General features: G+C 29.1%; 18 protein-coding genes. 7 read left to right on the top strand and 11 right to left on the bottom strand.

Annotation, left to right across the window (positions count from 1 at the left end; genetic code table 11):
• Positions 1-30: 30 nt before the first annotated feature.
• The 5 genes from H9I45_RS11875 to H9I45_RS11855 all read right to left on the bottom strand — a co-directional run bounded on the left by H9I45_RS11875 (position 31) and on the right by H9I45_RS11855 (position 8,116).
• Positions 31-2,229, bottom strand: a complete 2,199-nt coding sequence (locus H9I45_RS11875; protein ID WP_088352742.1) for a PepSY domain-containing protein — start codon at positions 2,227-2,229, stop codon at positions 31-33.
• 9 nt (positions 2,230-2,238) lie between these two features.
• Complete coding sequence (locus H9I45_RS11870; RefSeq protein WP_088352741.1) at positions 2,239-2,730, bottom strand: DUF2271 domain-containing protein; 492 nt, start codon at positions 2,728-2,730, stop codon at positions 2,239-2,241.
• Positions 2,731-2,741: 11 nt separating this feature from the next.
• On the bottom strand, positions 2,742-4,244 hold the full coding sequence (locus H9I45_RS11865) for an ankyrin repeat domain-containing protein (protein ID WP_088352740.1): 1,503 nt from the start codon (positions 4,242-4,244) through the stop codon (positions 2,742-2,744).
• A gap of 79 nt (positions 4,245-4,323) precedes the next feature.
• Positions 4,324-5,679 carry a DUF4374 domain-containing protein gene (locus tag H9I45_RS11860; RefSeq protein WP_088352739.1) on the bottom strand — a complete coding sequence of 452 codons (1,356 nt, stop codon included), beginning with the start codon at positions 5,677-5,679 and terminating at the stop codon, positions 4,324-4,326.
• Positions 5,680-5,692: 13 nt separating this feature from the next.
• A complete protein-coding gene (locus H9I45_RS11855) occupies positions 5,693-8,116 on the bottom strand; it encodes a TonB-dependent receptor (protein WP_228454895.1) in 2,424 nt (807 codons plus the stop codon).
• A 100-nt stretch (positions 8,117-8,216) separates the two neighbouring features.
• On the opposite strand from H9I45_RS11855, the gene H9I45_RS11850 reads away from it, so the two are divergent.
• The 5 genes from H9I45_RS11850 (at position 8,217) to H9I45_RS11830 (ending at position 12,822) form a co-directional block, all read left to right on the top strand.
• On the top strand, positions 8,217-9,200 hold the full coding sequence (locus tag H9I45_RS11850) for a helix-turn-helix domain-containing protein (RefSeq protein WP_088352738.1): 984 nt from the start codon (positions 8,217-8,219) through the stop codon (positions 9,198-9,200).
• A 222-nt stretch (positions 9,201-9,422) separates the two neighbouring features.
• The gene (locus H9I45_RS11845) at positions 9,423-10,316 is read left to right on the top strand and encodes a metallophosphoesterase (protein ID WP_088352737.1); all 894 of its coding nucleotides are present in this window, start codon (positions 9,423-9,425) and stop codon (positions 10,314-10,316) included.
• Position 10,317: 1 nt separating this feature from the next.
• On the top strand, positions 10,318-11,484 hold the full coding sequence (locus tag H9I45_RS11840; protein ID WP_228454892.1) for a peptidogalycan biosysnthesis protein: 1,167 nt from the start codon (positions 10,318-10,320) through the stop codon (positions 11,482-11,484).
• 6 nt (positions 11,485-11,490) lie between these two features.
• Positions 11,491-12,357 (top strand): acyl-CoA thioesterase, encoded by an 867-nt coding sequence (locus tag H9I45_RS11835; protein WP_088352736.1) that lies wholly within the window; start codon positions 11,491-11,493, stop codon positions 12,355-12,357.
• A 117-nt stretch (positions 12,358-12,474) separates the two neighbouring features.
• Complete coding sequence (locus H9I45_RS11830) at positions 12,475-12,822, top strand: SdpI family protein (RefSeq protein WP_088352735.1); 348 nt, start codon at positions 12,475-12,477, stop codon at positions 12,820-12,822.
• 16 nt (positions 12,823-12,838) lie between these two features.
• Here the strand turns inward: H9I45_RS11830 and H9I45_RS11825 are convergent, their stop codons facing one another.
• Genes H9I45_RS11825 through porZ form a run of 3 tightly spaced genes read right to left on the bottom strand, consistent with a single transcriptional unit; the run spans position 12,839 to position 18,359 of the window.
• Positions 12,839-15,313 carry a TonB-dependent receptor plug domain-containing protein gene (locus H9I45_RS11825; protein ID WP_088352734.1) on the bottom strand — a complete coding sequence of 825 codons (2,475 nt, stop codon included), beginning with the start codon at positions 15,311-15,313 and terminating at the stop codon, positions 12,839-12,841.
• Entirely contained in the window at positions 15,313-16,035 is a 723-nt protein-coding gene (gene recO / locus H9I45_RS11820) for a DNA repair protein RecO (RefSeq protein ID WP_088352733.1), read from the bottom strand. The genes H9I45_RS11825 and recO overlap by 1 nt, the downstream gene beginning before the upstream one ends.
• Positions 16,035-18,359: a type IX secretion system anionic LPS delivery protein PorZ gene (porZ, locus tag H9I45_RS11815; RefSeq protein ID WP_088352732.1), complete on the bottom strand. Its 2,325-nt coding sequence runs from the start codon at positions 18,357-18,359 to the stop codon at positions 16,035-16,037. The genes recO and porZ overlap by 1 nt, the downstream gene beginning before the upstream one ends.
• 87 nt (positions 18,360-18,446) lie before the next feature.
• Here porZ and H9I45_RS11810 point away from each other — a divergent pair, with 87 nt between their 5' ends.
• Entirely contained in the window at positions 18,447-18,920 is a 474-nt protein-coding gene (locus H9I45_RS11810; RefSeq protein WP_088352731.1) for a CYTH domain-containing protein, read from the top strand.
• 240 nt (positions 18,921-19,160) lie between these two features.
• Here H9I45_RS11810 and trhA read toward each other — a convergent pair whose 3' ends face one another.
• Positions 19,161-19,799, bottom strand: coding sequence for a PAQR family membrane homeostasis protein TrhA (gene trhA / locus H9I45_RS11805; RefSeq protein ID WP_088352730.1), 639 nt, complete (start codon positions 19,797-19,799; stop codon positions 19,161-19,163).
• On the bottom strand, positions 19,796-20,422 hold the full coding sequence (locus tag H9I45_RS11800; RefSeq protein WP_340936158.1) for a lysophospholipid acyltransferase family protein: 627 nt from the start codon (positions 20,420-20,422) through the stop codon (positions 19,796-19,798). The genes trhA and H9I45_RS11800 overlap by 4 nt, the downstream gene beginning before the upstream one ends.
• Before the next feature lie 331 nt (positions 20,423-20,753).
• Here H9I45_RS11800 and trpS point away from each other — a divergent pair, with 331 nt between their 5' ends.
• The gene (gene trpS, locus H9I45_RS11795; RefSeq protein ID WP_088352728.1) at positions 20,754-21,722 is read left to right on the top strand and encodes a tryptophan--tRNA ligase; all 969 of its coding nucleotides are present in this window, start codon (positions 20,754-20,756) and stop codon (positions 21,720-21,722) included.
• 107 nt (positions 21,723-21,829) lie between these two features.
• Here the strand turns inward: trpS and H9I45_RS11790 are convergent, their stop codons facing one another.
• Positions 21,830-22,327, bottom strand: a complete 498-nt coding sequence (locus H9I45_RS11790) for a DUF1761 domain-containing protein (RefSeq protein WP_088352727.1) — start codon at positions 22,325-22,327, stop codon at positions 21,830-21,832.
• Between the last annotated feature and the right edge of the window lie 62 nt (positions 22,328-22,389).

Here is a 22,389-nt window from a genome sequence, read left to right as displayed (position 1 = left end):
GCAACTAATTAATATTTTGTTAAAAAAACATTAATAACAGTCTGTTAAAATTTGCCCTTTATTTTTGAAATTTTCAAAAGCGGGTAGATTATTTCTAAAGCAAATTTTTTCTAGAAGCTCAAAAACACCATTACGCATAGTTATAGATCCGCATAACATAATAGTTCCTCCTGTTGAAAGTGTTTTTACGATATTTTTTTCATCTCTTGTAATAATGTCTTGAACATAGTTATAAGGACTTTCTTCTTTTGAAAAAGCCACATCATACGCTTGTAGTGTCTTTTTTTGTAACGCTTCTAAAATTTGAACTTTGTATAATTCTTCAGAAATTTTAGTTCGAGTTCCCCAATACAAAGTTTTAGGAATGTTCTTTTTTTGATGAATCATGCCTAAAAATGGGGCAATTCCTGTTCCGTTGGCTATTAAAATAACCTGTTTGCTTTTTTTAGGAAGATAAAATTGTTTGTTTTTTTGAATGGTTCCTTTTAGTTCTTGATTAGGTTTTAAGCCATTTAGAAAATTAGAACAAATACCTAGAGAATGTTTTTTTATACTCAATAATAAATCTCCATTACTGTTTTTACCAATAGAATATAAACGTTCTGAAGTTTCATTTGGAGGAGTAATTCCTAACAAATCTCCAGGTACAAATTTTATTCTTTTTTTTGATGCTAAGGTTAGTTTAAAAGTTTCAGCATATTCATCAATAACATTTTGTTTTTCAACTACTTTAAAAATCGTCTCTTTTGGTTTTATAAAAGACAATTCTTTTGGAATTTCTAAATTTAAATTTAAGCTAGTATTCCATTCTAAAACCCAATTTCTAAATGCTTTATAGTTCTGGTTATGAATTAATAACGGAGTTTCTTGAGGAACAATAATCTGATTATTTAAAACAACTTGTCTTTGAACGCTTTTAGCAAATTCACAAAATTTTGAATACGAAAAAGATCCTAACCCAATTACATTACAAGTAAAGGGTTTTATAATTTTGATTTGCTGGAGTTTGGTTAAAAATAAATTTGCATTGCTTGGTGGCTCTCCATCGCCGTAAGTAGAAGTAATAATAACTAATTGTTCAATTGCAGGATAACTTTTATAGTTGTTTAAATCATCTAAAAACACTTTTTTACCTGCTTTTAATAAAGACTGCTGTAAAGTTTTTCCTAATCTTTTTGTGCCTCCATTTTCTGACCCAATTAGAATTACAAAATTAGCTTGGTTAGCGTTGTATTTATTTTTTGTTTTAGAACGCATACGTTTAAACGCAATTATACTTCCAGAATACATAAAGTATAAAACAGAAAGCGAACTAATAAATAATACTAAAGACCAAATTATACTTCCTGATCCTGTGTGCAGATTAAAACTTAATACACTTAATATTTTTGTAACAGGATAATATGTTGTTTTTACAATTTCTCCTGTTTTTTGATGAATTTCTAGTTCTCGATCTTGTAAGCTTAAAATAAAAAAATCTTCTTCATCTGTAGAAAAAGGAAATTCTATTTTTTTTACTTCTTTTAAAGTTATCGTTTTAAAAATAGGGAATTTAGAAAAAGTAATATTTAGTTTAGAAACCGATTCTTGTTGCGTAACTATAGCTTTAGTTTTTGGCAATAACGAAAACCGTTCCATTGACAAATACGTTCCTGATAACGCCAAAATAATAATAGGAATTAAGAACAATCTTCCTAAAGCAACGTGGTTATATTGTATTGATTTATCGTTTATAATTTTTAAGAAAAATTTTAAAAAACCTCCTTGTCTTTTAATCGCTAATAATAAACCTGTAATGGCTATTAAAAATAATAAAAAACAGCTAATGCCAACAAAAACCCTTCCTGGAGTTTTTAAAAATAAGGAACGATGAAAATTAGTTAAGAACTCAAAAAAAGCTCCTTTTCTTGGAATATCGGCTATTTTATCTCCATTAAAAGGATTAATGTAAAATTGCCCATCAATAGCTTCTTCTAAACTAAAAAGACTTGCCTTTACAAAATAATTCTTATCTACTTCTATATCTAAAACCTCGTTATACTTGTTTTTTAAAGTATCTATTAATTGCGCCACAGGAACATCTTCAGCATTTTCAATATAGTGAGGTTGTAACTTTTCTTGAATAGGTTCAAAAGCCAAAAAAGACCCAGTAATTGAAGCTAAAAGTAGAAATAAGAAAGAAGATACAGTCAGGTAAAAATGACTGTATCTCCATATTTTGTTAAGCATGTTTTTTAATTAGTTTGGTATAATTCTAACGTAACGAATATATCCTGTGCCTTCAAATTTGTTTTTTAAGTTTTCACTTTCTAACAAAATTTCTAAATCTTTTTCAAAATAATCTTGATGTTCTACAGACGTTTCAAATCTTAATTTATTTCCTGCTGTTAAATCAGATTTATCTAACTGAATAGTAAAAATAGCACGTTCTCCTCCAGCAATAGTTGCTCCTGAAATTGCATCTACTTGGGTATCTTTTGCGGTTTCAAAAAAAGACCACCATGTTGGTATATCTGGATACCACTTTTCATCATCGCCTAAAATATGTAGCGTTTTTATATAATTATTGTCTTTATCCACTATTGATACCACAACATAAGCGCCTTCTCCTTCATAGTTTTTTAACTGAACCATACATTTGTATTTCGATGTAAGTTCGATGTTTTTTATGGTTGTAAAAGCCATAAATGACAAACAAAATATTCCAAGAACAAATTTATAAAGTTTCATATAAATATAATTTAAGATTGTTTTAAAAATGTAATATCACTTTTGCTTAACAGTTCGTTTTCTTTAGCTAAATCAAAAGCACTTTCGTTAAAATCGGTAAGAATTTTTTTATCTGCGCCTTTGCTTATTAAAAGTTGTAACAATTTTACATCTTTAGCTTTCATTGCCGTTAAATGTAATGGTGTTAATCCATCGTTATTTTTTTGATTAATATTTGCGCCCAATTCTAAAGCTTTTTTTATTATTTTATTTTCGCCTTTTGCAATTGCAATGTGTAGTAAATTTTCGTTTTTTGAAGCATTTTTAAATGAAACTTTTGCAGTTGCTAAAGCCTTTTCAAAAGCAGTAAATGTTTTGCTATTTCTTCTACTAAAAGCATTAAATAAATGATAATATAAGTTGTTTCCTTCAGCATCAACAGTATTCACATTTGCTCCATTTTGTTTTAAAAAATTAAAAGCCTCTATATTCATACTTTGTGTTGCATAAATTATAGCAGAAAAACCTTCTTTGTTTTGTTGATTGATGTTTTTAGATAATGGTGCTAATTTTTCTAAAACTAAAAGATTATTTCCTTTTGCAGCATTTAAAAAAGGAGTATTTCCTACTTTATTTTGTTGATGAATGTTAACTCCTTTTTTTATAAAAAAGTCAACAATATTAACATCTTTAGTATTTAATGCAATATTATGTAAAGCATTTTCAGAGTTGTTATTTGTTAATATCATATTCAAACCTAAAGAATCAAAATATTGGTAAACCTTAAGTGGGTTACTACTTCGTCTTCCTCCATGACTTGCAAAAAGCACGATATTTTCTCCATCAGCATTCAATTTTTTATAGTCAAAACCTTTAGCGATGTATTTTTTTATTAAATCGATATTCCCACCTTTAGCAGCATAAAACAAAAGATTGTTTTCTTTTTTATCTGTTGCTTTAATATCTAATCCTTTTTTCTTAAAATACTCAATAACTTTTCCGTCATTACTATGTGGTGCTATTAATAAAATTGCATTTGCTCCTGCTCGGTTAGTTTCTTTTAAATCGACACCATTTGCAATCATTAAATCGTAAATATCTGTATTTTTATGACCTGCATTTACCGTAAACGTAAACCAATTAAAACCATGGCTACCTACTACTTTTGTATCAGCACCTTTACTTAATAATAGTTTCATGGTTTCTATATTGCCAGCGGAACCTGCCCACATTAAATAACTTCTACCATCATGAGTCGATTTATTAATATTGTTACCTGGTAAAGACAATAAATACTCAATTGTTGCTAAAGGAGCATTTGCCATAATAGCATAACAAAGAGCATCAAAAGCCTCTTTATTTGGTTTTACAGGATCATTACCTTCTTTAATTTTTTGCTTTACGGTTGCAACATCTGGTTGCGTTTTCCAAAAATCTCTGTTATGAAATTCGTTGGTGTTTTGCTGTCCTTGTCCTCTTTGTGAGAAAACAAAAATTGGAACTATTAACAATAGTAAAATGATTAATTTTTTCATTATAGTTTTTTTAAGAGAACTCCTTTCTTATTAATTTTAGAAAGGAGTTTTAATATGTATTTATTATAGTACTCTAAATTTACCATGCCCCAATAAAGTGACTTCCAGTAGTGTTTACTAATTCTGCACCTTTAGTAACTGTGCTAGTTTCTGTATCTACAACATAAATATTTCCATTTTTACCTACAGGAGCTTGGGTTAAATATATTTCATTCCCATCAACTGCAAAACCTTGATATTGGAATAAATAAAAATCTGGATCGTAAGGAATTTCATCAATTTTTACAGCTGTTTTAGCATCTAAATCTACTAAAGCAAAAAATCCTTGAGCGCCTGCTAAACCATCTGCAGAACCTTCATGACGATAAGCTAGCACTGCTTTTCCGTTTGCAGCTGGTCTCCAAGCAAGCACATAAGCACCTGTTACACCCAAAGCATCGTCTAAATTAAAATCATAAGAATTATCATATTCATTATTTGCACCAATTTTTAAGATATGAGAACCTTCTGGATCGCTTTGATTTGCTTGGTAAACACTTCCATTATATTCAAAAGCATTAATACTTCGGTATCCGTTAGTATTACCATGACCAACAGTTGATGTAATTACTGTTGGATTTAATAAAGAAGGATAATCTAAAACAATGGTTTTAGAACCTAAAATTTCATATCCACTATCACTTTCAACAGTACTAGGATTTACTTTACTTAAACGACCACCAATATATAATTTATCTCCGGCAGCATTTAAAGTTGGCATATCAATTCTAGAAAAATAATAACCTGCCGCTTCTTCTTCTGGGCTTAGACGTACAACATGTTCTTGAAATTTATTAATAGAAGAATTTTCTAAATCTAAAGTAACTACACCTATTGTGGCTTTTGTGTATGTATAAACATCATCTGTTGCATCATTTGGTGTTCCATTATCATTAACTTGATGCTCTGTAGACACATATACTGCAGATCCGGTTTTATCTCCATCAAATAATTTTATCCATCTTGGAGCAGTACCAACATAAGGAGCAATACTTACCTCAGAACCTATAGGTGTAAATTTTTGTCCTCCTGCTACAGAATATTTAGTATAATTACCACCAGTATCTCCAGCATAACTAATATTAAAAATTGTACTTCCATCTTCTGAAGCTTGTAGTCTAGCAGTTCTATTAGAAGGCGCTATAAACCCATTTTCAAAAGGATTAATAGAAATTGTAGGGTCTTTGGCATCTTCACTAGATACAGAATAAATTAATGTTCCTCCATTTCCATCTCCTGGGTTGTCTCCCATTTTGGCTCCAGCTATTGTAATCCATCTTGTTACTTCTGGTTCTGGATTAACTGGATCTTCATTAACATCATTACTACATGCTGTAAATATCCCAAATGATATTATTAGGGCTAATACTCTGTGGTTTAAAGATATTTGTTTCATTTTATTTTAATATTTAGTTAAATTTATTGATTGTGTAATTTAATTTTATGTAAAAAGCTCTTCCAGGTTTTTGTACAGATAAATTGTCAAATACAGGTTTATCGAATATGTTTTTAATATCGAAACTAGCAACAAGTTTCTTGTTTGGAAATGAATAACTAAGACCAAAATCTTGAGCTAGTTGTTGAGGTATTTTAAAAAAATCATTACCAACTGTATTGGATCCTTGAGGTACTAGGTAAGAAAACTCATCTGTAAAATACATAGAGTAGAAAATGTTTAATCTAGATTCTTTTTGAATTAAATTTTTAAAAGAGTATCGTAAACTACCGTTCATTGTATAAAAAGGTGTGTTTGGTACATCTATTTCTACATTATTATTTATAATTTTTAAATCGAAACGAGATATATTAAAATTTAAACCAAAATTTCTGTTATAAGTATAACTTAATTGTGCATCTATACCTTTAGAAGTTCCGCTTCCTTGATTTACGTATACTATTAATTCATCATCAACATTAAAAGAGGTTTCTAGAGGTAAGCCAATTCTATCTTTAATATTTCGAGTAAAAACATTTGTAGAAATAGAAAAATCATGGTTTTTTATATTGAAGGTTCCAAATCTAAAACCTAAATTATAGTTTTTACTTTGTTCTGGATTTATAGTTGGGTTTGCCACAACATTATCTCCATCATTACCAAAAACTTCTGTTTCATCTGGTAAACGCACTGCTTTTTCTGCAGAAGCCAATAAAGTAACTACTGGTGTAATTGCATAAGAAGCTGCAAAACCATAGCCATCTTGGTATACATTGCTACTTACAACTTCGTCTACAATACTTTTAACTCCGTTAGCGTCCGTTTTTATTTCTGGATCTATACTTGTAGTTTTTTGTTGATAATGTTTTCCAAATACGCTTGTTCTTAATCTATTTTCAAAAGCTGTAAACTCATAGGTTAAAGAGTATATGTTTTTGTAAATATTTCGAGTACCTTTAAAAGTATTTTCTAATACAGAAACTAAAACATCACTATCTTCTCTATCTACACCACTATAAACATGGTTTGCTAAAATTTTATGCTGCTTATTAACAGCATAAGAAAGCCCTGTTCTTATAGACGCTACATTTCTTTTAATTTTTGCTAACGTTGGGCCTCCTTCTTGTTGGGAACCCCAAGTATAATCGTATTCATCACCTTTATAATCTATAGCTCTTTCTCCGGTCCAACTATAAGCTGCTGCAAGAGTATCATTTACAGCTCGGTTTCTTTTACCATATAAACCGTTTATATTAACATCTAGTCCATTAGTAAAAAGGTTTTTCTTTTTATAGATTATATTTGCTAATAAGGCATCTGATTTTAAAAACCTGCCTTTGTAGGGTGTTATGGTCATAAAAGCACCATGTTGTACTTCTTTATAATCTTTAGATGCATTTAAGCCAATTAAGAATTGATTTGCCCACTTTACATCTGTGTAACCAGTTTGAAATAGTACTCCTGTAGATTTATAGGCATCATTAAACCTTTTAGCTGTAATTGGTGTTTGTACACCTCCTAAACCAGTATCTACAACACTTCTTCCAGATACTTTATAATCATTATCAGAATAATTATGAAAAATTGCTGATTTTACTGTAAATCCAGATTTTTTTAATCGATACAAACCATTAACATTTGCTTGCGTGGTATTAAATGACCCGTAAGAAATAGATGCATTTAAGTTTGTTTTATCATCATTATTAAGTACAATGTTAATTGCGCCTCCCAAAGCATCATCAGACAAATGACCAGGAACAACACCTTTATAAATTTCAATGTTCTTAATCATTGATGGAGGAATACTGTTTAAATTGTAAGAAGATCCATACATAGAAATAGGAATACCATCTATAAAAATTCTTACTGCATTGCCAGATAAACCATTTAAACTGTAATTAACATCGGAACCCAAACCACCATTTTGACGAATTTTTACACCAACTGTTGTGTTTAATAATTCGTTAGTTTGTATGTTTCTAAGACTTACATCTTTGGTTTTAATAACATTTACTGCAAAGCCTTGTGTTTCTTTTTTAGTTTTTTCTGTTTTAGTTTTAATACTTACTCCCTTTAAACCCTCTACACTTTCCGTTAATGTAAAATTTATGGTTAGCTTTTTATTGCTGGTATTTTCTAGACTTATTTCTCTATAACTTGAAATAAAACCCAAATATGATACCTTAACTAAATAGTTTCCATTTGGAATAAATTTAAGAATATATCTACCATCTTCTCCTGTAATTGTAGTTCGTAAATTGTTACCAAGAACTACCGAAGCTCCAAATAATGGATTTCCAAAGTTATCAACTACATTTCCTGAAACTGTATGTTGACTCTCTTGAGAATATGTTGATAGCGCTATAACAAACGTTAAGAAAAATAATTTTATATCCACTTATTTAGATTTAATAAAAATAACTACATTTGCAAAAATACGTTGTTTAGAATAAGTCTTAATAACGTGAAAGGAAATTATAATAACGTAAAAGGAATAAATGATAATTCGATTTAAAAGTTCAAAATTAGAGAATGAAGAAACCGTTCGGAGCTTTAATAAAGATTTTGAAAAATCTCAATTATCTGAAGAAGAATTTACCAATTTTAAAAAAGGAGTAATTGGCTCGGTTAAGGAAATACATCTTAACAATGCCTACATGTTTTTTCAAGATTTTGACAATGAAACAAATGAAAAACATACATTAGAAATAGTTAATGATCAACCTGTTTTTTTGCTTCAATTTGTTATTAGTGGAAATGTTTCTTTTTCTATTGAAGATGAAGCTAGTACGTTGTATACATTAAACCAAAACAAGTATAACTTATTTTATATTCCTGCTTCAAAATGTATATACAAGTACATAAATCATAAAAAAAAGGTTTTAAATATTTTTTTTACGGAAACTTATTTAATAAAAAAAATGGGAGCTTGTTTTGTAATAAATTCAAAAAAATACAAGCAATCAAAAAAAGAAAATCAGATTTATTCCTTTTTTAATAATGGTCTAACAATAAATAGTCAGCTTTTAATTATTGTAAATGAATTTCTTAATTGCACTTTTAATGGTATTACAAAGCAATCTTATTTAGAATCTAAATTAACAGAGTTGGTTTTAATAGCATTGGCAACTAATAATTTAAATCTTATAACCAATAAAATAAGAGAAGAAGATCGAGAAAATCTAATAAAAACAGAACAATATATTCAAGCTAATTTAAAAGAAGAATTAAGTATAGACAAATTATCTATTATGGCTGGTTTTAATACCTCTAAATTTAAAAGTGGTTTTAAAGAAATTTATGGACTACCTGTTTTTAAATATATTACTTCTTTAAGAATTGAAAAAGCAATTCAACTAATTTCTAATCAAAATTATACCATTGCGCAAGCCTCATATGAGGTAGGTTATAAAAATCCTCAACATTTTACAGTTGCTTTTAAAAAGAAAATGGGCTTTTTACCTAGCCAATTAATTAAATAACAAAAACTTGATAAAATATAATTGAAAAAAATGTTCTATAATAATTGCGTTTTCTATTTTTATAAGTAAATATCATTCTGTGTGTAAAACTCTTCCTTTAAAGTTAATTAAAAAACTTTTTTAAAAAAGGTAATACAAGTATAATTTGTTGCTTTTAAAGCAACGAAAATTCAGCATTTCATATTTTTTACGCATCTTTATATCTTTAAATAAAGAATAAAGATGTCTTCTAATTTTAGAATTTCTCGTGCTTTTAAAAACGCAAAAAGAATTTGTTTTAATGCAGATTCTAAATTTGTGTTTTTTAGCGATTCTCACAGAGGAAACAATGGTTTTGCTGATGATTTTGCAAGAAATAGAAACATGTTTAAACATGCTTTAGAGCATTATTACAACAATGATTTTACCTATATTGAGTTAGGTGATGGAGACGAATTGTGGGAAAACAGACGTTTCGAACGCATTTTTAGAGCCAATAAACATATTTATATGTGGCTAAAAAAGTTTCATGAACAAAACAGATTGCATTTTATCTGGGGAAATCATGATATGAAATATAAAAATCCTGCAACAATCCGTAAGAACTTACACTATTATTACGACTCTGTATCAGACACAAAAAAAGAACTTTTAATTGGTGCTTCTTTTTCTGAAGCCATTTTTTTAGAAGATGAAAACACAGGAAAAGGAATTTTTCTGTTGCATGGTCATCAAGCAGATTGGTTTAATTATGTATTTTGGAGATTGAGTAGTTTTTTAGTGAAAGTACTATGGAAACCGCTACAAATATTAGGTTTTTCCGACCCAACTTCTCCTGCGCAAAACTTTAAAGAACGCATAAAAGTTGAATACAAATTAGAAAAATGGATTCAAGAAAACAACAATCAAATGATGATTACTGGCCATACACACAGACCACGTTTTCCTGATAAAAATGAAATTCCGTTTTTTAATGATGGAAGCTGTGTGCACCCAAGATCTATTACAGGAATTGAAATAGAAAACAACGAAATTTGCCTCATAAAATGGCACATTATCACAAAAGAAAACGGAACTATGCAAATTATTAGAACTGTTTTAGAAGGACCAGAAAGTTTAACTCACTATATGCAATAATTTGATTTTTTGTAAAAACACAAATACTGCTTTATTTTATTCTTCCATTGATAAAATTCCAACTAAAACTTGGGAAATTCTCGGTTGTGAAAACAATATTTATTTTCATCGAGATTTTTTAAAATCGATTGAGAAAAATCATCCAGAAATTACATTTTCATATATTATTTTAGTGGATGATAATTCAATTCCTATTGCTTTTTCGTCGATTCAAATAGTCGATTTCTTTATGAATTCTATTCAGAATGATTTCGATTTTTTAAAGAATTTAGGAAGAAAACTACGCATTTTAAAAGACAGCAAACCTTTACGATTACTAATTTCTGGTAACACTTTTGTAAGTGGAGAACATGGCGTTTTTATAAAACAAAATCAAGATAAACAAAAAGTGATTTTAGAATTGGCAAAAGCCATTAATCATTTTGTGAGTTCTAACAAAGAATTAAAAAATAAGATTGATGCTTTTCTATTGAAAGACTTTGTAAACGAATCTTTATTTATTACAGATGAATTAAAAACGGTGAGTTACAATCCATTTTCTGTAGAACCCAATATGCTTTTAAATATTAATGAAAATTGGCAAAATTTTGATGATTATTTAGCTTCCATGAAAACCAAGTTTCGTGTAAAAGCGAAAAAAGCATATTCGCAAAGTGCCTCTATTAAAATTGAAGAAATAACATCAGAAAACATTGATGATAAAGTTATTGAAATGACTGCTTTATATAAGAAAGTAGCAGAAAGTTCTAACTTTAATTTGGGCGATTTTAATTTGGAAACGTATAAATATTTTAAAGAAAAATTCGACGATAATTATATTTTAAAAGCATTTTATTTGCAAGATAAATTGGTTGGCTTTATGTCAGGAATTATCAATAATAATTCTTTAGATGCACATTTTGTAGGTATTGATTATAGTTTGAATAGAGAGTATGCAATTTACCAAAGAATGTTATATTCTTACATAGAAATCGCCATAAACAAAAACTTAAAAAATATTAATTTTGGAAGAACTGCAAGTGAAATTAAGAGTTCTGTGGGCGCAATTCCACAAGATTTAACGATGTATCTTCGTCATAAAAAAACCATTACAAACAAAATATTAAAGTTATTTTTGCAGAGAATTCAACCTACACCATTTCAACAGAAATTTCCATTCAAAAAATAGAAATAAATGCAAACGAGTAAAGAATTAATAGATCTTTTAGATTTAAAAGATTTAGGAGAAAACAATTTTAGCGGAAACAGTTACACAATAGGAAGTCCACATGTTTTTGGAGGCCAAGTTTTGGCACAAGCAGTAAATGCAGCATACAGGACAATTCCAGAAAATAGATTTTTACATTCGCTACATTCTTATTTTTTAGAAGCTGGAGATTTAACAGTTCCAATAAATTACCACGTTGCAGAAATGCGAAATGGAGGAAGCTTTTCTACAAGAAGAGTTACTGCAAGCCAGCATAATAAAACCATATTTATTATGGCAGCTTCATTTCATCAAAAAGAAGATGGTTTTGAGCATCAAGCTATCTTAGATCCAACTATAAAACAACCAGAGGAATTATTAAGTTGGGAAGATATGTTAACTCAATTTGGTGATCTTCTACCAAAATCTACTAGATCTTTTTTAAGTGTAAAAAGACCTATTGAATTTAAACCAGTAAGAGTTCCAAATCCTATGGATCCTAAAGATTTACCTGCAAACGAACAAGTTTGGTTTCGTTTAAAAGGAAATCATAAAAATTTAGACAATAGAACCAAGCAAGAAATTCTTACTTATATTTCCGATTATAATGTTTTAAATGCTGCTTTTAACCCAAATGCAAGCGCACACAATTTTGGCAATACACAAACTGCAAGTTTAGACCATTCTATGTGGTTTTTTAGAGATTTCGATTTTAATGATTGGATGCTTTTTTCAGCAGAATCGCCAAACGCATTTGGTGCAAGAGGTTTGGCTAAAGGAAATATTTTTACAAGAGATGGTAAGTTAGTTGCTTCTTTTGCACAAGAAGGTTTACTGAGACCTGTTAGGAAGTAAGCAGTTTTTAAGTCTTCAGTTGGCAGTCTCAGTTAGCAGTAGCAGTCACAGACATTGAAAACCTGAAACTTTGAAACTTTGAAACTTTGAAACTTTGAAACTAAAAAACAAAAAAACATGAATCCAATAACATATGTATTAACAACAAATGGTTTACTTTTTTTATTAAGTATTATTTTCTGGAAATTTCCGCCAAAAAAAATTAATGCTATTTATGGTTATAGAACTGCAAAAGCGATGCAAAATCAAAAAATATGGAATTTTGCAAACAGTTTTTTTAATAAAAACTTATTAATCTATTCTGGAATTTCTTTTTTAGCTAGTTTGGTTTTTGCTACATATGCAACCAAAGAACTTTCTTGGCAACCTATGGTTTTAGCTCTTTTATCTATCTTAGTTAGTATTATAAAAACCGAGCGAGCTTTAAATGATAATTTTACGGACGAAGGAAAATTTAAAAGTTAAGATGTTAATTTATTTATTAGAAACTCGCTACAAAAGAAACAGATAAATTTCTACCAGGAGAAGCAACTCCAGAAGCGAACTCAATATAATGTTGGTCTAATAAATTATCTAATCTCGCTTGTACAGAAAAATTACTACTAACCACATAACTTCCATTTAAACCCAATGTAACCCAGCTTGGAGAACCAAAATAAATTTCTTGTTCTGTAGCTCCATTTTCATTTACAATTGGTGTTAAATCATGGTTATCTATCCCTTCTGTAATGTTAAAATCTTCGATATCTTTTTTACTGTTAAAACGAACATTTGCACCTAACTCAAGTTTGTCTGCGTTGTAATTTACTTCAAATTGACCAAATAAAGGTGGAATTGAAGACATAGGTTCATTCGTATCATACGTTTTACCTTTTGTGTAGGTTAAGAATCCAGAAGTTTTCCAAAGATTCGAAATTTTCCCTAAATAACTTGCTGTTACTCCAGTAATATAAGCTGTACCTTTGTTTTGATTCGATACTGCATTTCCATCTTCTCCATCGAAACTTTGTTGCTTTTTAGTACCATCTGTATTGTAAATAAAATCTCTTTGAATGTAATTATCTAACAGCGTATAAAATGCATTTGCGCCAAAACGAAATTTTCTGTCGTTAAAATATTTTAAAATTCCAATTTCTGCATTGTAAGCAAACTCTGGAGTTACTGTAATATTTGGCACAGTTACATTTCCAGATTTTTCTCGAACTCGACCCACATCATCAATATTTGGTGAACGAAAACCAGAGGATAAAACACTGTTTATTTGCCAATTTGTATTTGGCTTGTACACATAACCTAAAGTTGCAGTTATTGCAGAGTGGTTTGCATTAATATCGTTATCTGGAAGTTGAATAAAAGTTTCGTCAATCCATTTTGCATTTAAATTTGTATTGGTAAAACGAATTCCAGAGTTTAATGTAGATTTACTGCTTAAATCTTGTCTATAATCTACATAAACAGCAGAACTTAAATAATTACTACCTCCATCTGGATAACGAGATTGTACTTTAAAATCATTCGAAAAACCATTAATTTCTCCATTTACAATGTTTAATTCTTTTCCATAAGAATCGGATTTTACATCATTATAAGCAAACTCAAATCCGTAAGAAAGTGTTCTTTTTTTATCTGTAGTTAATGGAACAGAAAAATCTCCATTAAAACTAAAAACATCTACAGTTTCATTTCTGTAAGAACGATCTAAACTTCCAAATTTACGCTGTATTCTACTTTCTTTTAAATTTTGATATGCTACAGTTACTGTTCCATTATCTAACCACTTTTTATTAGGGTCTAGCAATAATTGAGAAGAAATTAATAACCTTTGTTGTGGTCCATAATTCCATTCTGCAAATTTTAATTCACCATTACTTAGTTCTGTTAATCTATCGAATCTTGGAATATCCGAAGTTGTAGAATACTGTAAATTTATTTTTAAATCGGTATTTTTAGAGAGTGGAACAAAGAATTTTTGCAACACATCAGTTTGGCTGTAACCTGTATTTCTCAACAAATTTGGATCTAAATTTTCTGTTGGATTCTCTTTGTAATTTCCATTCCTATTTTCTGAATAGAAAAACACTTTTCCCCAATCTTCAAAACCATGAGAACGATTTTCTCCAGCTTTTAAATCGCCAAAATTACTGTAAGAAATACTTGTTAAAGAAGCCCATTTTTGTTTTCTAATTTCTGCAGTTATATTGGTTGTTATTTCGTTATTTACTGTTGAAAATCTTGAGAAAAGCTGACTAATTACTTCTTCATCTTCAGATAATTTTGGTGTTTTTGTATAATAATGAATTACACCACCCAAAGCGTCTGAACCATACAAAACAGAAGAAGGTCCAAAGACAACTTCTGTCTTGTCTAACATATTTGGAGTTACTGTAATTGAGTTTTGTAAATGCCCTTTTCTATAAATGGTATTATTCATTCGAACTCCATCTACCACTAATAAAACTCGGTTCGATTCCATTCCACGAATTACTGGACTTCCTCCACCAAATTGAGATTTTTGTACTTTAATTCCAGGAATTGTGGCTAATAAATCTGCAGATGTTTGTGGAGAAACTCTTTGAATATCTCTTGTGGTTAAAACTGCAATTTGTTCTGCAATTCTATTAGATTTTTCTGCCTTTTTAAATACGGAAAGTACAATTTCATCTAATTGTTCGGACTGTTTGGTTAGGTGAACTACGTAATTATTTTTTTCGATGGTAGACTTTTTAACCCTTAAAACTGCATAAGCAATATGAGAAAAGTTAACAAATTCTTCTTTTTTAAATTTAGTAACATCTACTACCCCATTAACGTTTGTGGTAATATTTATTGTTTGGTTGTCGTTAAAAACAGTTACATTTTTAACAGTTTTCCCTGTTTCTTTATCTAAAATTTTAACACTTTGTGAAAACACATTTCCACCAACTAAAATAACAAAAGCAAAAAATAAATTTCTCATTAACTAAAAACGGTTTCTAACACTTGTAACGATTTAGGTTTTCTAAAACCGTCTAAATGTAATTCAAAATATCTAATTATTATTTGTAATACAACCTGCCTTTCAGATTTACTAAAAGACACTTTTTCTATACCATCAAAATCTATGCCTAACAGCTTTTTAAATTGATAAAATTGATTACTAGATATAACATTTTTTTGTGAAGTTGAATTCGAGAAATTTCCTTCCATTAAATCGAACCCAATTTTGTTGTTTTCAGACAAATCTGGATAAAATCCTAAAAACCGAGTTAAATTTAATAAAAACAATAAGTGAAAGTTGGCAATTTTATCATGAACATCTAACCAAACAAAGGCAGTTTCTAAATAATTATAAAGTTGTTCGTTTTTTTCTTCTTCTTGGATACTGTAAGACAAAACTTCCGATAAAAATAGTACTACAGACTGTTTTACAATATCTTTATAAATAGATTTATACGGATTTAAAATTTGAACTTCCTTTACAGAATGAAGCGTGGTTTTTGTACTATGGTTCGCAACAATACTCAACTGCGTTAAAGGTTGGAAATACGCCACTTTTAACCCACCTTTTTTGGCTTTTAAAACACCTCTAACTAAATACGATTTTAAGCCACTTTCTTCTGTATAGCATTTTACAATTAAGCTAGTATCGCTATATTTTAATGTACTTAATACAATTGCTTTTGTGCTTACAACCGCCATTAATTTACGATTGCGATTTTTGTAACTGAGTTTTCGGAAGCATCGTCGTTAGAAAGTAAAACAATGTATATTCCTGAAGCCACATTATTACCTGCCAAATTTTTCTTGTTCCAAACTACTTTTCCTCCTTGTAATTCTTGACCTTCTACAACATTGGTTTCGTATACCAAGTTACCAGCAACATCTAGAATTTTAACATTAGTTCCTTTTGGAAGATGAGTTCCATTTCTACCATCTATTATAACAGTTTCGTGTTTTCTTAAAACAGGGTTTGGATACGCGTAAACTTCGCCTAAAGTATCTCCAAAAGGTGCTACTTTACTATTATACGCAACAATTCCTTTGGAAGTTGCAAAGTATACTTTTCCTGTAGAATCGTCGACTTTAATTTTTGCAATTCTATTAGAAGGTAAAGGAGAGTTTTGTTTGCTAAAATTTGCTAACGTATTTTGTCCACTTGGATTTGTATATAAAACACCTCCACTATCTGTTCCAAACCACTTATTATCTGCTCCATCTACAGAAATAGAGTTTATGGTTTGGTCTCCCAACAATTTTTTAGGAATACCATCATCTAAAATAATTATTGGATTTGCATTTGTAATATTTTCATCAAAAACACCAGAAGCATTATTATAAACCACTAAACCAGATTTCGTTCCAATCCAAATTCTGTTACTAGCATCTACAGCTAATGTTCTTACATTTAAATCTGGTAAATTACCAGCATTTGGATTTCCAGTTAACGATTTTTTTCGATCTCCATTTTCGTTGTAAATATATAAACCATTGTTTCGAGTACCAACCCAAAGACTATTGCTTCTATCTACAATAATTTCGTTTAAACCTGGAGAAGAAGTTGTTTGAACAGCACTTAAATCGATACCTTTCCATTGACCATTTTTAGATAATTTATGTATCTTCTTATCTACTTCGTAATTCGTTACCCAAAAATTCCCTTGGTTATCGAAAACAGATCCATTCGTTCTAATATTTATAGAAGGTAAAGAAATAATAACAGATTCTAGTGTACTGTTTAAATGATTATAAATTGTAGTTAAAGCATCGTTTTCCACCACTAAAACACCTCCAGTTGGAGAAGAACTTATGTCGTTTGTAATACCAGATGCACTTATAAAAACTTTGTTTTCTTCATTTGGATCTATGGTTACAGAAACCAAATCTCTAGGTAAATTCGGTGTATATTTTGTGTTTATCCAATTTTCTCCATTAAAATGACTAAAACCTTGACTTTTAAGAATTGGAGTATATGTTGCAGAATAACCTCCATAAACTACCCAAAGATTATTATTAAGTACATCAATAGAAAAAACATCGTTAGATAATGGACCTTCTGGATGAATCTCTACATAGGTTGTAGATTGATTTAAAGAACTACCCAAAATTCCGAACTCTTTCGTCGCCAAAAAAGCAGTGTTATTTTCAAAAAAAGCGGTGTTTAAAGAAAAATTAAAATCTGTATTTGTAGTAAAAATAATTACTTGGTTTAAAGATGCGTTTAGAACTACTGCATTATTATTTAATGTAATAATTAAATGTGTATTGGATGCTTTTAGATTTTTTACGTCTTCATTAAAGTTTCTTACTTCTGTTAAACTTGTAGTTTCTAATTTTAATAAAGAGTTATTTTCTGTAACAAATATTTCATTATTAAAAATTGCAATTTCTTTAAATTTTCTATTATTGAATTGATTCGTCCATTTGGTAAAATCTATTAAAGAAGTACTATTTACATCTGCCGAAAAAACACCTTCTTCTGTTACTGCATAAATAACATCATTAAGAATTGCTGTTTGATTTATTTTCACAGAACTAGAGCCACTTCCTATAAAATAAGTATCGCCAAACTCTAACTTTTCAATATCATAAACAACAATTGCAAATGGTGTAGATAAGTATAGTTTCTTATTAAATTCCGAAATATGATTAATACTTTTTTCTCCTGATTGATTAAAATTTATAATATCTGATGATATGGTAATTGTACCCTCTTCATCTACAACCTCAACCAAACCATTCTCGTAACCAATTATTAATCTTTTATAAGCTTCGCTATAATAAATAGAAGTTGTTGTCTCGCCAGACAAGCCTTGTACAGAAGATAATTTATTTAACTCTCCAGATACAACATCGTAGGTAAAAACAGCATTATCTGCCAATGCATAAATTGTATTACCTACTTTTGTAAAATCTTTTACATTGTTGTAAGAAAAGAAATCTTCCCAAGAATCGCTATAATCTGTTTGAGAATATAAGCTGATAATGGAAAAAAGTAAAATGTAAATTGAAAAGCGTTTTTTCATCAAAATAAATTATATTTCAAAGATATTTAATTCTTGTTACAATAACGATAAAAGAAATACATTAGTACAAATTAGAGAAGGGAAAACATGAATGTAGAAATAGAACGTAAGTTTTTAGTGAAAAACAATAATTTTAAGCAAGAAAGTTATAATAAAACCTATATAAAACAAGGATATTTAAATTCTGATGAAAAAAGAGTTGTTCGTGTTCGAATTACAGATACTGAAGCTTTTATAACTATTAAAGGTAAATCGAATAAAAAAGGGACTACTAGATTCGAATGGGAAAAATCCATTTCTGTTTTAGATGCCCAACAATTATTACTTTTAAGCGAACCAACTTTAATTGAAAAAACTCGATTTTACGTTAAAAAAGGAAACCATACATATGAAATTGATGAGTTTTTAGGAGATAATTTAGGTTTAATTGTTGCTGAAATAGAACTAAATTCCGAAGATGAAAATTTTGAAAAACCAACCTGGTTAGGAAAAGAAGTTACTGGAGATTTAAAATATTACAATTCGAGAATTAGTAAACATCCTTTTAAAAATTGGATGTAAAAAAAACCTCGAACAAAAGTTCGAGGAAATTTAATAAACCTACCCCCTAAATAAATTTATAAAACCTAAAATTTTAACCTAGGTTAAAATAGTAAGCTTTGCAAAAATAATTTTTTTTTTTAAATAAACAAGGTATTTGTTAATTTTTTAATAATTAACATCAATTATCCTGATAAATAGTAGTTATATTTATTAAAAAATTAATTTTATTGCTAATTCACTAAATATAATATAATTATCTTACAGATAATATATTGCAAAAAAGTGACTTAAACTTCCTAATAACACAAAAACATGGAAAGTTGCATGGTTGTAGGGTAACTTTCCTATTGAGTAGAGTATTGCTCCAATACTATAAAAGACACCTCCAGCAATTAATAAGTTTAAACCAAAGGTTGTTAAACTTTCTGATAAAGGTTTTACAAAAAAGATTACTTGCCAACCCATTAATAAATACATAGCAGTGGAAATTATATTGAATCTACCCGTAAAAAAAAGTTTTAAAATTATTCCAATAAGAGCAAATACCCAAACAAAAATAAACATATACCAACCCAAACTAGAATCTAAACCTACCAAACAAAATGGTGTATAACTTCCTGCAATTAAAACATAAATTGCAGCATGATCGAATATATTTAATTTTCTACGTTTTTTAGAATCTTTAGCTGCATGATAAAATGTAGAAGCCGCGTATAAAACAATTAAACTTAGGCCATAAATTATAAAACTCGTTGGTTTCCAAAAACCACTGTAATTAAGTGCTTTTATAAATAAAAATGGAAATGCGATAATACTTACAACAAAACCAAATCCATGAGTAACTACATTTAAACGTTCTTCTTTTTTAGAATATTCGTAATTTAATTTTTCACTCATTTCTTTCTGTTTGTGTCTTTCATGTACTCTTTATCGTTTAATAAATCGTTGTACATCAGTTGAAAAGTTTGCGTTTGTAAAGTATCTAAATCTTCTTCTTTTAAATTTTCTGTTTTAATAAATTTATGTTGATGTACTCGTAAAACTCCTGGCCTTCCTTTTAAGAAATCCCATGAAAAAAAACGCTTACAATCGTAATAAACTTGAGGCACAATTGGTATTTTAAATTCTATTGCCAAGCCAAAAGCTCCTTTTTTAAAGGGCGCTAAAACAACATCTTCAGCTGGCACTAAACCTTCAGGAAAAATAGCCATACTTACGCCATTTTTTAGCCTTTTTTTAGCCATTTTGTAAACTCTTTTTCTACTTTTTGCACTACTTCTATCGACCATAATAACCACTCTTTTGTAGAAAAAACCAAAAACAGGAATTTTAACTAATTCTTTTTTTCCAACAAAAACAATCGGGTTCTTACTAATAGCAATCAATACAAATGGATCCATTAAAGAACTATGGTTTGGGCAAAACATATAACTCTTATCTGGTTCTATATTTTCTACTGCTTTAAAATCTAGTCGAAAACCCATACCATAAACAAGTATTTTAGATAGAATTCTAGCCACTTTCCAAAAATGATGATAATGCTCTTGCTTAAAAGAAAATATGAATAAAAATGGAGATAACACTAATATAGAGGTAAACATTAAGAGGTAAAACCACAAACGCCAAAGAAGTAAAAAAGGAATTTTTAGATATTTCAAAGACTTAATAAGTGTTAAATTACTTTTCTAGATTAGAATTATTTATATGAGTGGTAATATTAAAACCTCTCTTTAAAAACAAATGTAGTAATATTCTTTTGTTTGATTGGTTTTCTTAAACAAAACCTTATTTTTACGGTCTCAGACCGTTTTAAGTATCTAACTCATACTAAAAAAAGAAAAGTATAAAATTATGTCAAGAATTTTAACAGGTGTACAGAGCACTGGAACACCGCATTTAGGAAATTTATTGGGCGCCATTTTACCTGCCATAGAAATGGCTAACAATCCAAAAAATGAAGCATATTTATTTATTGCAGACATGCATTCTTTAACCCAAATTAAAGATGGTAAAGAACTTAGAGAAAATACTTATAGTACTGCTGCAACTTGGTTGGCTTGTGGTTTAGATATTAATAAAACTGTATTTTACAGACAGAGCGATATTCCACAAACTGCGGAATTAACTTGGTATTTAAGTTGTTATTTTCCTTTTCAGCGTTTAACATTGGCTCATAGTTTTAAAGATAAATCTGACAGATTAGGAGATGTTAATGCTGGTTTATTTACCTACCCAATGCTTATGGCTGCAGATATTTTATTGTACGATGCAGAAATTGTTCCTGTTGGAAAAGACCAATTACAACATTTAGAAATGACTAGAGATGTTGCTGGAAGGTTTAATAATATTGTTGGAGAGACATTGGTGTTGCCTCAAGCAAAAATTCAAGAACACACAAAATTAGTTCCAGGAATTGATGGCGAAAAAATGAGTAAATCTAGAAATAATACCATTAATATTTTCTTAACAGATAAAAAATTAAGAAAGCAAATAATGGGTATTAAAACAGATAGTTTGGCTTTAGAAGACCCAAAAAATCCAGATACAGATAATGTTTTTGCTATTTATAAATTATTAGCTTCTGATGCTGAAATTTCGGAAATGAGAGCAAATTACGAAGGTGGAAATTATGGTTATGGACATGCAAAACAAGCCTTGTATGAATTAATCGTAGAAAAATTTAAAACGATTCGTGAGAAATATCATCATTTTATGGAAAATAAAAACGAAATAGATGATGCTCTAAATATTGGTGCAGAAAAAGCAAGAATAACTGCAAACAACGTAATAAAAAGAGTGAGAGGAAAAATTGGTTATTAAAACAGTATATATATAACAAGAGGTTTAAACCCATTGTAAAATGTAAAAAAGCTCGTTTCTAAAATTAGAAACGAGCTTTTTTACATTTGTTTAAATATTTAATTGCTTTAAAACCATTGGCAAATAATACCTCCCATAAGTGCTAAAGTTACAATCCAGTAACCTGCGTTTATAGCCACGTATTTGAATGATTTTTTTTCAAACATTGCTATGATTGATAAAACTGGAAGCACAAAAATTAAACCAGACATTACTCCATGAATAACACCATGTCCAAAAGTTCTAAAACGATCTCCATAATTAGCTATAAAATCTTCAAAATAACTATAAGCTTCACCTGTTTGTTCATTAAAACCAGGTTCGTTTATTAACGTTTGAAAAAGACCCATTTGATGGATTACAATATACTGTAAAAAGAAAGCTATTAAAAGACTAAAAATATAACTAAGCACAAATATCTTAATCATATTTTGGCCTTCTAAAGACTCTTTAGTAAAGTTCATTTCTTTCATCCAAGCATTTCCAAATAAAGGACCATACCAGACAAAGCCAATAATCATTGGCACTAAAGCTGCTAAAAGCAACACATAAAAATTCATTTCCATGATAAAAAAGTTTTGGTTGAATGCCAAATATAAGAAATAAGTTTTTGACAATAAATTAGTTA

It is taken from the genome of Polaribacter haliotis (genome assembly GCF_014784055.1).
Lineage (GTDB): Bacteria > Bacteroidota > Bacteroidia > Flavobacteriales > Flavobacteriaceae > Polaribacter > Polaribacter haliotis.
This window is presented reverse-complemented; position numbering and strand designations above follow the sequence as displayed.

What these genes read in the sequence shown, in the direction of transcription:
- H9I45_RS11845 (WP_088352737.1), top strand. Translation starts at nt 9,423, where the DNA reads ATGTCTTCTAATTTTAGAATTTCTCGTGCTTTTAAAAACGCAAAAAGA.
- H9I45_RS11850 (WP_088352738.1), top strand. Translation starts at nt 8,217, where the DNA reads ATGATAATTCGATTTAAAAGTTCAAAATTAGAGAATGAAGAAACCGTT.
- H9I45_RS11835 (WP_088352736.1), top strand. Translation starts at nt 11,491, where the DNA reads ATGCAAACGAGTAAAGAATTAATAGATCTTTTAGATTTAAAAGATTTA.
- H9I45_RS11860 (WP_088352739.1), bottom strand. Translation starts at nt 5,679, where the DNA reads ATGAAACAAATATCTTTAAACCACAGAGTATTAGCCCTAATAATATCA.
- porZ (WP_088352732.1), bottom strand. Translation starts at nt 18,359, where the DNA reads ATGAAAAAACGCTTTTCAATTTACATTTTACTTTTTTCCATTATCAGC.
- trhA (WP_088352730.1), bottom strand. Translation starts at nt 19,799, where the DNA reads ATGAGTGAAAAATTAAATTACGAATATTCTAAAAAAGAAGAACGTTTA.
- H9I45_RS11825 (WP_088352734.1), bottom strand. Translation starts at nt 15,313, where the DNA reads ATGAGAAATTTATTTTTTGCTTTTGTTATTTTAGTTGGTGGAAATGTG.
- H9I45_RS11865 (WP_088352740.1), bottom strand. Translation starts at nt 4,244, where the DNA reads ATGAAAAAATTAATCATTTTACTATTGTTAATAGTTCCAATTTTTGTT.
- H9I45_RS11810 (WP_088352731.1), top strand. Translation starts at nt 18,447, where the DNA reads ATGAATGTAGAAATAGAACGTAAGTTTTTAGTGAAAAACAATAATTTT.
- H9I45_RS11870 (WP_088352741.1), bottom strand. Translation starts at nt 2,730, where the DNA reads ATGAAACTTTATAAATTTGTTCTTGGAATATTTTGTTTGTCATTTATG.
- H9I45_RS11790 (WP_088352727.1), bottom strand. Translation starts at nt 22,327, where the DNA reads ATGGAAATGAATTTTTATGTGTTGCTTTTAGCAGCTTTAGTGCCAATG.
- H9I45_RS11875 (WP_088352742.1), bottom strand. Translation starts at nt 2,229, where the DNA reads ATGCTTAACAAAATATGGAGATACAGTCATTTTTACCTGACTGTATCT.
- recO (WP_088352733.1), bottom strand. Translation starts at nt 16,035, where the DNA reads ATGGCGGTTGTAAGCACAAAAGCAATTGTATTAAGTACATTAAAATAT.
- H9I45_RS11830 (WP_088352735.1), top strand. Translation starts at nt 12,475, where the DNA reads ATGAATCCAATAACATATGTATTAACAACAAATGGTTTACTTTTTTTA.
- trpS (WP_088352728.1), top strand. Translation starts at nt 20,754, where the DNA reads ATGTCAAGAATTTTAACAGGTGTACAGAGCACTGGAACACCGCATTTA.